Origin of the sequence: Mycobacterium colombiense (assembly GCF_001672755.1) — a bacterium.
GTDB classification, from domain to species: domain Bacteria; phylum Actinomycetota; class Actinomycetes; order Mycobacteriales; family Mycobacteriaceae; genus Mycobacterium; species Mycobacterium colombiense_C.
This window is the reverse complement of sequence record NZ_LZKI01000074.1, coordinates 117,139-127,717: the sequence shown is the minus strand read 5'-3', so window position 1 is coordinate 127,717 and position 10,579 is coordinate 117,139. Positions and strand designations below refer to the sequence as shown.

The following is a 10,579-nucleotide window of genomic DNA, read 5'->3' as shown; positions in this document are numbered from 1 at the left end:
CTGTGCGGGCCATCGTCTCGCCGGCGGAAACGGGAGCTTGGGGCATCACCGGCGATCAGGCGTTCGCGGTGGCCAGGGAGAACCTTTCCGCGCGTCAGCAGGCCCTTCAGCCGGGCGAGAAGTACCTGTTGAAAGACGCGGACGGCGGCACATACATCGATTCGATGATCCTGGCCACCGCGAACGCCTGATCGCCGGTGATGCCCCAAGCTCCCGTTTCCGCCGGCGAGACGATGGCCCGCACAGTGGGTAGGTCGACGACCACCATCTCGTTGATGAAGGGGAACACCGGCCGGACCCAGGGCTGGGCCCCGGTGTTGACCAGGCTGTTGACGTAGCTTTGCGGGCGCAGCACCGGCCGGAGCAAGGGTTGGGCCTCGGCCCAGTCCATGGGCGGAGTCGGCGGTTGCTCGGTTGGCATGTCCACGGTCGGTCTTCCTGCTCTTGAACAGCGAACACGCACGTTACACCCTGCGCGGGCCGACACAAGTCACCCTTTTTTGGTCGCCTGACGTCGCGGCGGCCGGCCCGAACCACGTGGCGAGGGAGTCGCGTAGCGCCGGGTCGGTGCCGGCGCCCGCCCAGGCGACGTGTCCGTCCGGCCGGATCAACACCGCAGGCGGCACGCTCACGGCGCCGAGCACCGGAAGCACACACCGGTCCACATGTTTCGCGTCGACCATCCGAACCCGGTCCGCCCAGGGTGCGATGTCGGTGCGGCCGGTCTCGCCGAAATTGAGCAGCACCGGGCGGGCGTCCCGCAGCAGGTCGAACACGCGCAGCGACCCGTCGGTGGTGACCAGGTCCAGGTCGGGCATGCGGCGTCCCACCAGCGGTTGTCTCCCGCCCAGGTCATAACGGATGTCCAGGCCGGACATCATCGCGCCGAAGCAGGCGCGGGATTCGTCCATGGCGAGGAGGTCGGAGACGGTGTCGCGCAGTGCCCGGGTGCGTTCGTCGGGGCGAAGGAGCGCCATCTGCGCCAGCGCGTTGCGCAGCACCCGCCTGGCTACCGGGTGCCGTTCGGCGTGGTAGCTGTCCAGGAGGCTGTCGGGGGATGTCCTGTTGACCACCTGGCCCAGCTTCCAGCCCAGATTCACCGCATCCTGCACGCCGGTGTTGAGGCCCTGCCCGCCCACCGGGTGGTGAACATGTGCGGCGTCGCCGGCGAGCAGGACCCGCCCGCGGCGGTAGGCGGCGGCCTGCCGCGCCGCGTCGGTGAACCGGGAAAGCCAAGTGGGACTGTGAATTCCGTAGTCGGTCCCGTAGGCGGCGACGAGCGCCCGGCTCAGGTCGCGCAGTGTGGGTTCGGTGGCCGGTCCAAGCTGCGTCTCGGTGACCATCACCCGAACACCTCCGCCCTCCTCGGCGGTGGACAGGGCGTGGACGCCGATTGCGTCGTGGCGGACGCCCCACTGCGGGGATTGCCCGGTCCCGAAGTGAACCTCGGCCAGCAGATAGCTGGTCGTCGCGGCCCATCCGGGAAATTCGATGCCGGCCGCCTTGCGGACGACGCTGCGTCCTCCGTCGCATCCGACGAGATACTCCGCCCGCATCATGCGGCCGTCGGACAGGCCGACGTCGACGCCGTCGCCGTCCTGGGCAAACGTTGCCACCTGGGCGCCGCGGTAGATCGGCACGCCGAGCTCGCCGACCCAGTCGGCCAGGATGCGTTCGATCTCGTTCTGCCACAGCGCGAGTCCGTAGGGGTGCCGGGTGGGAAAGTCACTGATGTCCAGCCGGATCTGAGAGAACCCGGCCACCTGCGCCACCTGGCCCCGGGACAGGAACCGATCGGCGATGCCACGCTGATCGAGGACTTCGATGGTGCGGGAATGCAGGCCGCCGGCCCGGGCTCCGATCAGCGCCTGGCTGGTGCGTCGCTCCACAATCGCGGCGTCGACCCCCGCCAAAGCCAACTCGCCCGCCAGCATCAGCCCGGTCGGGCCGCCGCCACCGATGATCACCGCGTGCTCGGTGCCGCCGTTCTCCGATACCTCCGAAACATCCACTTCGCCACTCCGATTCGCCTGAATTCCGGTCGAGGACAGCGATTTTGCATCACCACCCGGGCCTTGCGGCAAGCCCCGGTATGCGCTATAGGTTGAAAGTGGCGGGGAGAACAATCACCAACGGTCGCGCACCGCGTCGATCGCGCGGTAGATCCGCTGCTCGCTGACCGGGCGGGGCGTACCGAGTTGCTGGGCCCACAGGCTCACCCTGAGTTCCTCGATCTGCCGGGCGATATCGCGAACCTCGACGGCCGCCCTCGCCGGCTGCGGCAGCTCATGCACCAGCTCGTCGAAGGCCTTTTGCACGGCGTGCACTCGCTGCATGCGCTCCCGATCGGCCTGGACGGCGCGAGGCAGCGCCTCGAGGCGGCGACGAATCCCGAGCAGGTAGCGGGTGAGGTCGGCGAGCTGCGCGGCCCCGGTGGCGGTGACGAAACCGGGCGGCAACAGCCGACCCAGCTGCGCACGGAGGTCGGCGATTGCGTCGGTGTGCGCGGGCGGCGGGCTCGCCGGTATCAAGAGTTGCGCCTCCTGGGCGGCGGCCAACACCTTCTCGACACGGCCCACGATGTCGACGGTGGCGGGCAGCAGGGACTTTCCCGACCGCTGTTGCAGCGCGACGAACTCCGCGCGCGTCCACACCGGCGCGGATACAAGCGCGTCGGCCGCGGCGTCGGCGCAGTCCTCCAGCAGCGCGGGCAGATCGCCATCCGGATTGGTGCCGAGAGCGAGTCGCGTTCGTGGATCAAGCTGCCGTGCAATGGCTTTCACCGGAGAGGGGACGCCGAGTCGCACTAACCGCCGGATGCCGGGCCCCATCGCCTTGCCCTGCTCGGCCGACGTGGCGAACACGCGAATGTCGACGGCGCCGCCCGCGTCGGCGAACGCGGGAAAGCCCCGCACGGTGCGTCCATCGATCGTGCGCTCGACGACGCGCGGCAGTTCGCCGAGGTCCTCGGGCCAGCCGCGCAACCCCGTCCGCTCGAGCTCGCCCGCGACCGCATGCGCGACGGCCTGCCGGGCCGGCGCCGTGAGCCGCTCCTGCAGCGCCCGTAGATCCTTGCCACGGGCCACCTCGGCGCCGTCGCCGGACTCCACCGCGAACGTCACCCGCAGGTGTGAGGGCAGCTTGTCCAGGTCGAAGGCTTCGATCGGTACCAAAACCCCGGTGCGACGCCGTAACTCGCGTTGCAGCGCCGGCAGCAGCGGCTCGGTGGCCGGATCGATTGCCGCCAGCACCGCGCGGGCCGTGTCGGGGGCGGGAACGAAGTTGCGGCGCAAGTCTTTCGGCAGCGAGCGGATGAGCGCGGTCACCAGTTCCTCGCGCAGCGCCGGCACCTGCCAGGCGAACTCGTCGCCACCCAGGCGCGCCAGCACGTCCATCGGCACGTGCACGGTGACGCCGTCGTCAGCGGCGCCGGGCTCGAACCGGTAGGTCAACGGCAACGCGACGTCGCCGGTGCGCCAGGTGTGCGGCCGATCCGCGTCGGCGGCCTCGTCGGTGCGCAGCAGGTCGGTGCGGGTGAACGTCAGCAGGTCCGGTGTCTTGTGCCGCTGCTTCTTCCACCACGCGTCGAAGTGCCGCGCGGAGACGACGTCGGTGGGGATGCGGGCGTCGTAGAGCGCATATACGTCGTCGTCGCCGACCAGCAGATCGCGGCGGCGGGCCCGCTCCTCCAGCTCCTCGAGCTCGGCCCGAAGCCGCGCGTTGTCCGCGAAGAAGTGATGGCGGGTTTGCCACTGACCCTCGACCAGCGCGTGGCGGATGAACAACTCGCGCGCTACCACCGGCTCGATGCGCGCGTATCCGACGCGCCGGCGCGCGGCCAGCGGCAGCCCGTACAACGTCACGCGCTCGTAGGCCATCACCTCGCCGCGTTTGGCATCCCAGTGCGGTTCGCTATAGGTCCGCTGCACCAGCTCGCCGGCGACCCGCTCCACGACCTCGGGCTGGATGCGGGCGGCGGTGCGCCCATACAGGCGGCTGGTCTCGACCAGCTCCGCCACGACGACCCAGCGCGGCGGCCGTTTGGTGAGTGCCGAGCCGGGCGCCAGCACGAAATGCGAGTTGCGCGCACCCAGGTATTCGCGGGTGTCCTCGCGGCGCATGCCCACATGCGACAACAGCCCCGCCAGCAGCGCCGCGTGCACCCGCGCCGGGTCGGCCGGCTCCTCGGATCCGGCGTCTTCGACGATGCCCAGGTCGCGGGCGATGCTGCGCAGCTGACCGACCAGATCCTGCCACTCTCGGATGCGCAGATAATGCAGGAAGTCCGAGCGGCACATCCGGCGAAACGCATTGCCGGATAATGACTTCCGCTGCTCGCGTAGATAGCGCCACAGGTTTAGGTAGGAGATGAAGTCGGAGTGCTCGTCGGCGAAACGGGCGTGCTTTGCCCGCGCCGCCTCCTCGCGGTCGCTCGGGCGCTCCCGCGGGTCCGGGATCGTCAGCGCCGCGGCCAGCACCAGCATCTCGCGGACGCACCCCTCGGTCTGTGCCTGCAGAATCATCCGGCCCAGCCTCGGATCGACTGGCAGTCGCGCGAGGCGGCGGCCGAGATCGGTGATGGCGCCGTGCTGGTCGAACGCGCCGAGTTCGGCCAGCAGTTGCACGCCGTCGCGGACGTTGCGTCGGTCCGGTGGATCGAGGAAGGGGAAGTCCTCGATGTCGCCGAGCTGCAGGGCCGCCATCTGCAGCAGCACGGCGGCGAGGTTGGTCCGCAGTATCTCGGGTTCGGTGAAGCGCGGCCGCGCCGCGAAGTCCTGCTCGGAGTAGAGCCGGGTGCAGATGCCGGGCGCGACCCGGCCGCATCGGCCGGCCCGCTGCGCGGCCGACGCCTGCGAGATCGGCTCGATCGGCAGCCGCTGCACCTTCAATCGCCGGCTGTACCGCGAAATCCGGGCATTGCCCGGGTCGATGACGTAGCGGATGCCCGGCACGGTCAACGAGGTTTCGGCGACGTTGGTCGCCAGCACGACGCGGCGCCCGGTATGGGGTGCGAACACCTTCTGCTGCTCGGCGGTGGGTAGCCGCGCGTACAGCGGGAGCACCTCGGTGTGTTTGAGTCCACCCAACGCCTCTGCGGTATCACGGATTTCGCGCTCTCCGGAGAGAAAGACCAGGATGTCCCCCGGCGGCTCGGCCTCGAGTTCACCGATCGCGTCGACGATCGCCTCGACCTCGTCGCGGGTCTCGGTACGCACGATCTCGTGATCCGGGTCGTCCGGGTCGTCATCGGAGGCCGAAGGCACGGCAACCTCCAGCGGGCGGTAGCGCACCTCGACCGGATACGTCCGGCCGGACACTTCGATGATCGGCGCGTTCGCGAAGTGCGCCGCGAAGCGCTGCGGCTCGATCGTCGCCGAGGTGATGATCACCTTCAGATCGGGTCGGCGCGGCAGCAACTCACGCAGGTAACCGAGCAGGAAGTCGATGTTGAGGCTGCGCTCGTGCGCCTCGTCGAGGATCAGCGTGTCGTAGCGCAGCAGGCGGCGGTCGCGCTGGATCTCGGCGAGCAGAATGCCGTCGGTCATCAGCTTGATCAGCGTGCGATCGCTGACCTGGTCGGTGAAGCGCACGGTATAGCCGACCGTGTCGCCGAGCGGGCTGCCCAGCTCGTCGGCGATGCGCTGGGCGACGGTGCGGGCGGCCAGCCGGCGGGGCTGGGTGTGGCCGATGGTTCCACGGATGCCGCGGCCGGCCTCGAGACAGATCTTGGGCAGCTGTGTGGTCTTCCCCGACCCGGTCTCCCCCGCGATCACCACCACCTGATGCGTCCGGATGGCTGCGGCGATTTCCTGCCGCCGGTCGCTGACCGGCAGGTCGGGGTAGGTGATGGTGGGGACGGCGGCTTGACGGGCGGCGACGACCGTGCGCGCCGCGGTGACCTGCTCGGCGAACTGGCGCAGCCTCTCGGGCGACGCGCCGCGGAGGTTCTTCAGGCGCCGGCCGAGGCGGGCGGCGTCGCGCAAGGTTAAACCGTCGAGCTGGTTGCGCAACTGCGCTGCAGACGGTTCGGCCACCCCGCACAGGATAGGCAATCGCGCGGCCGCACCCCCACCGCGCCGACTGACGGGCTGGGTTGATCGGCGCCGAATGCGGGTATCACGTGGCGAGTGCATCGAATTGGATGCCGGCTGGTGGGGGAAGTGATCGGCGATGGTCGGTTGGCTGGACGAGCTGCAGCGTCGTAATCGAGTCGTCGGCGTCATCGTCGGTGTCGTCTACAAGTACAACGACGATCAGGGCGGCTACCTGGCCGCCCTGATCACCTATTACGGGCTGGTATCGCTGTTTCCGATGCTGCTGCTGTTGACCACCGGTCTGGGGGTGGTGCTGGCCGGCCGGCCCGATCTGCAAGCCCAGGTGCTGCACAGCACGTTGAGCCAGTTCCCCGTACTCGGCGCGCAGCTACACCACCCCGAGGGCCTCAGCGGTGGAGTGGTGGGCGTGATCGTGGGCCTGCTCGGCGCGCTCTACGGGGGTCTGGGGGTGGGGCAGGCGCTGCAGAACGCGATGGACACGGTGTGGGCGGTGCCGAAGCACAAGCGCCCCAACCCGATCCGGTCCCGGCTGCGCAGCCTGATGCTGTTGTTGGTGCTCGGCTCGGCCGCGGTCGCCGCCACGTTGTTGGCCGCGGCGGGCCACGCCACCGGGTCCCTCGGCATCTTCAGCAAGATCGGTCTGGCTCTCGTCGCGGTGGCCATCAACGCGCTGATCTGCCTGGTGGCCTTCCGGGTGACGACGGCGCGGGCCCTGACGTACCGGGAGGTGTTACCGGGAGCGGTTGCCGCAGCGTTCATTTGGCAGATGCTGCAATGGTTCGGGGCCGGCTATGTGGCGCACACCGTCAAACGGGCCAGCGCCACCAACAGTGTGTTCGCACTGGTGTTAGGGGCGCTGGCGTTTCTGTTCCTCGCGTCGGTGGCACTGGTGATGTGCGCCGAGGTCAACGTCGTCTTGGTGGAGCGGCTCTACCCACGGGCGCTGCTGGGCGCGTTCAGCGACGACGCGGATCTGACGCTGGCGGATCGGCGGACCTACACGAACAAGGTCAAAGCCGAACGGGTCAAAGCCTTCGAGCGGGTCCACGTGCATTTCGACGACGTCAAACGCCTTCCCTCGAAAACCGTTGGCCGCCTTGCGATATTCCACGATTTTCGCCGCCCTCGCACGCCATGAGATGGCTTGTTCCCGGGTTATGGCGAGGTTGTAGGCCCGCGCAATAGTCTGCAGTCATGAGTCTGGTCACCTATGAGCTGCAAGACCACGTTGCCACCATCACCCTGAACCGCCCCGAGGCGCGCAACGCCATCAACGGCGCGCTGCGCCGGGACCTCAACGCCGCCTGGGATCGCTTTCGCGACGACCTGGACGCGTGGGTCGGGATCCTGACGGCCAACGGCAGCGTTTTCTGCGCCGGCGGCGACCTGAAGGACGGCGAAGGCTCGGTCGGTACCTTCGGCGGCACCTTCTGGGAGAAGCCGACCATCAACTCGTTCGAATCCGGCATGGAATTGTTCAAGCCGACGATCGCCGCCGTGCATGGCCCGTGCATCGGCTACGGCGTGACCGGGGTGCTGTTCTGCGACTTCGTCATCGCCAGCACCGAGGCGACGTTCTGCTTCCCCGAGGTATCCATCGGCGTGCCCACCATCGTCGGAGCCATTCGACTCCCACACCGGGTAGGCTGGGCCAACGCGATGGAGCTGCTGTTGACCGGCAAACCCATGACCGCCGAGCGGGCCAAGGAAATCGGTCTGGTCTGGAAGCTGGTCGAGCCCGACCAGCTGCAGGCCGAAGCCCAGGCCTGGGCGCGCACCCTCACCGAGGCCGCGCCGCTGGCCCAGCGGGCGACCAAAGAAGTGGCGTGGCGAACCGCCGACATGGGCTGGATCGAATCGGTGCGTTTCGGCGAGACCATGCGCAAGGTGGCCGGTGCGACCGAAGATGTCGCCGAGGGGTTGCGCGCCTGGGCCGAGAAGCGCAAACCGCAATGGCGCGGTCGGTGACGATCGGCGGCGTCCCAGTGGCGGCGAGGTGGCCTTGACTGGCGGGGCGGGTGAGCGATTGCGTGCCGAACTGGGTCGTGTGCTCGACGGCGGGGGCCGCGGCGCCGACCACGCCGAGATCGCCCTCGGCGGCGGCCCGATGGGGCAGCGGCTCGAGTCGTCGATCCTGGCGCTGACCGAGCATCGCGGCCCGCGGAGCAGCATCTGCCCGTCGGACGCCGCCCGCGCGATCGGCGGCGACGATTGGCGCGAGCTGATGGACGACGCCCGCGCGGCGGCCCGGCGGCTCGCCAGGGCGGGTGACGTGGAGATCACGCAGCGCGGCGAGGTCGTCGACCCCGACCGCGACTGGGGCGGCCCGATTCGCATCCGAACCACCGGGTCGTAAGCATTGACGTTGCGCTGCAACGTCATTCGTCTGCTCGGGCGTTGGCCCCCCGTCCCGGTGTCAACCGCCGGCATCGCTATGACCGGCGATATGACAGGATTCCGGCATGAGTGCACGCAGATTTGCTCGCTGGGTTGGTATCGCGGTTGTGACGACGTGGGCGCTGATGAGTGCACCCATCGGAACGCCCACCGCCGTCGCCGATGGCTGCTCGGACGTATCGGTGGTTTTCGCCCGGGGCACCCACCAGGAACCCGGTCTGGGCAACATCGGTCAGGCGTTCGTCGACTCGCTCACGTCGCAGCTCGGCGGTAAGTCCGTCGACGTCTACGCGGTCAACTATCCCGCCAACGACGACTACCACAACAGCGCAAACGCCGGGTCCAACGACGCCAGCGCACACGTCCAGGACGTCGTAGCCAGCTGCCCGAAGTCGAAGATCGTGCTCGGCGGCTACTCCCAGGGCTCGACGGTGATCGACCTCGCCACCAACGCGATGCCGCCCTCGGTGGCCGACCACGTCGCCGCCGTCGCGCTCTTCGGCGAGCCCACCAGTCAGTTCTCCAGCATGCTGTGGGGCGGCCAACCGCTGCCGACGATCAACCCGGCGTACGGCTCCAAGGTCACCAGCATTTGCGCGCCCGATGATCCGATCTGCTCCGGCGGTGGCAACATCATGGCCCACGTTTCCTACATCGACGCCGGGATGACCGCCCAGGCCGCGACGTTTGCGGCCAACAAGATCAACCAGGGTGCCCCGAGCGTCTGACACCCGTCAGTCGCTTGCCCGCTCCTCCTGGCGCTGTCGCTTCTCGGCGGCCGCCAGCTGCGCCACCCGATCCGCCTCGGCTCGCTGCTCGGCGGCCTCGCCGAGCTTGTCCTCCGCCTCATCGACTTTGGCCGCGGAAGCCTTGGCCGCGGCCTTCTCGGCGGCTCGAGTCCTGTCTTCCACCTGGCGCTTGGCCGATTCGACCGTCTGCTTGCGCTGGGCGGCGGCCTCGTCGGCGCGCCGTTTGGCCGCATCGCTCTGCTGCTGCGCCGACTCCGCCGCTTCGCGTTTGCGCTGCTCGGCGCCGATTCGGGCCTCTTTGACTTCCTGCTGGGTGGCCTCCTGCGTCTCCTCGCGCTCCTGGATCGCCTCGTCGCGGGCGCTCCTGAGCTTGGCGTCGGCCTGTGCCTTGTGGACCGCGGCTTGCGCGTCCAGTTGAGTCGCGCGGCCCAGCGTGTCGCTGCGTTCGACCAGGGCTGCTCCCCGCTCGGCGAGCGTCGCGTCGCCGAGCACACTTCCGACGGTGCTGTCGAGCATGCCCAGCGAGCGCTCGTACAGCAGTCGCGCCGGCGCCTCGCTGGGGATGCGGTTGACGACCCGGTCCTCGATCAGCTGCAACGAGAAGCGGGCGAGTTGGTAGTGAAACCGCAGGACTGCCAGCGGAACTTCGGAAATTTTCATCAATTTCTCCTGGGTGAGGCCCGCCGTCAGGGCAGGTCGGCTTCGTCGGTCACGTTTTGGGCCTGGCGCCGCAGCCGGTCGGCCTCCGACTCTTCGTTGCGGGCCACCTGCACCGAGCTCTGGTGCTCGGCGACGGCATCGACGATCTCCTCGGACGCCTCGCGGATCCCCGCGCGCTCCTCGGCCTTCGCCAGGTGGATGTCGCGCTGCGCGTCCAGCTCGGCCCGGGTCTTCTCGGCGGTCGCCTGCTGATGCGCCGCCCGGTCGGCCGCACGCTTCTGGGCGGCCTCCTGGGCCTCGATCGAATTCTCGGCGGCCACGGCCTGCGCGTTCGCCGTCAGGCGCTGTTGGGCGCCTTCGGCCCTGACTTCGGCCGCGTCCTCGTGGGCCTGTTTGGCCTCGGCTTCGGCGACGGCCTCGGACGCATTCGCTTCTTTACGTTCATGCGCCTGGGTCTGCTCGAGTTGCCCCTCGGCGGTCAGCGATTCGTTGCGCGTGACTGCGCCGACGACCTCTTTGGCTTTGCCCTTGACCGAATCGATCAGGCCCCTTCGCGCTTCGTCGGCCTTGTTCTGCTCACTCATCATTCTCCTTGAGGCGTTGGCCAAAAACGTTCGTTCGTGTCAGGTGTGTGATTCCACGAACTGGGCCGGTCAAACACGGACCTGCGTCGTGTCAGCGGGTGCTGAACGCATACCGCTCTGAATTGACGTGTAG

General features: G+C 68.8%; 8 protein-coding genes and 1 pseudogene. 4 read left to right on the top strand and 5 right to left on the bottom strand.

The window, feature by feature from the left end; translation table 11 throughout:
• Window positions 1-169: 169 nt before the first annotated feature.
• From A5708_RS11490 to hrpA, 3 genes and pseudogenes are all read right to left on the bottom strand, one after another.
• Window positions 170-427 (bottom strand): annotated as a pseudogene (locus A5708_RS11490) (hypothetical protein); the annotation flags it as partial.
• A gap of 37 nt (window positions 428-464) precedes the next feature.
• On the bottom strand, window positions 465-2,012 hold the full coding sequence (locus A5708_RS11485; RefSeq protein WP_269199388.1) for an FAD-dependent monooxygenase: 1,548 nt from the start codon (window positions 2,010-2,012) through the stop codon (window positions 465-467).
• 114 nt (window positions 2,013-2,126) lie between these two features.
• Window positions 2,127-6,035, bottom strand: a complete 3,909-nt coding sequence (hrpA, locus tag A5708_RS11480; protein WP_065028743.1) for an ATP-dependent RNA helicase HrpA — start codon at window positions 6,033-6,035, stop codon at window positions 2,127-2,129.
• A 136-nt stretch (window positions 6,036-6,171) separates the two neighbouring features.
• Between hrpA and A5708_RS11475 the strand changes: the two genes are divergently transcribed.
• The 4 genes from A5708_RS11475 to A5708_RS11460 all read left to right on the top strand — a co-directional run bounded on the left by A5708_RS11475 (window position 6,172) and on the right by A5708_RS11460 (window position 9,181).
• Window positions 6,172-7,194, top strand: coding sequence for a YihY/virulence factor BrkB family protein (locus tag A5708_RS11475; protein ID WP_065028742.1), 1,023 nt, complete (start codon window positions 6,172-6,174; stop codon window positions 7,192-7,194).
• A gap of 56 nt (window positions 7,195-7,250) precedes the next feature.
• A complete protein-coding gene (locus tag A5708_RS11470) occupies window positions 7,251-8,024 on the top strand; it encodes an enoyl-CoA hydratase/isomerase family protein (RefSeq protein ID WP_065028741.1) in 774 nt (257 codons plus the stop codon).
• Window positions 8,025-8,052: 28 nt separating this feature from the next.
• Complete coding sequence (locus A5708_RS11465; protein ID WP_419538320.1) at window positions 8,053-8,412, top strand: DUF3253 domain-containing protein; 360 nt, start codon at window positions 8,053-8,055, stop codon at window positions 8,410-8,412.
• Window positions 8,413-8,518: 106 nt separating this feature from the next.
• Window positions 8,519-9,181, top strand: a complete 663-nt coding sequence (locus A5708_RS11460; protein WP_065028740.1) for a cutinase family protein — start codon at window positions 8,519-8,521, stop codon at window positions 9,179-9,181.
• A gap of 6 nt (window positions 9,182-9,187) precedes the next feature.
• On the opposite strand, the gene A5708_RS11455 is transcribed toward A5708_RS11460, so the two are convergent.
• Both A5708_RS11455 and A5708_RS11450 read right to left on the bottom strand, forming a co-directional pair.
• Entirely contained in the window at window positions 9,188-9,862 is a 675-nt protein-coding gene (locus A5708_RS11455; RefSeq protein ID WP_065028739.1) for an IF2 family translation initiation factor, read from the bottom strand.
• A gap of 26 nt (window positions 9,863-9,888) precedes the next feature.
• Window positions 9,889-10,446: a general stress protein CsbD gene (locus A5708_RS11450; RefSeq protein ID WP_065028750.1), complete on the bottom strand. Its 558-nt coding sequence runs from the start codon at window positions 10,444-10,446 to the stop codon at window positions 9,889-9,891.
• Window positions 10,447-10,579 lie beyond the last annotated feature (133 nt).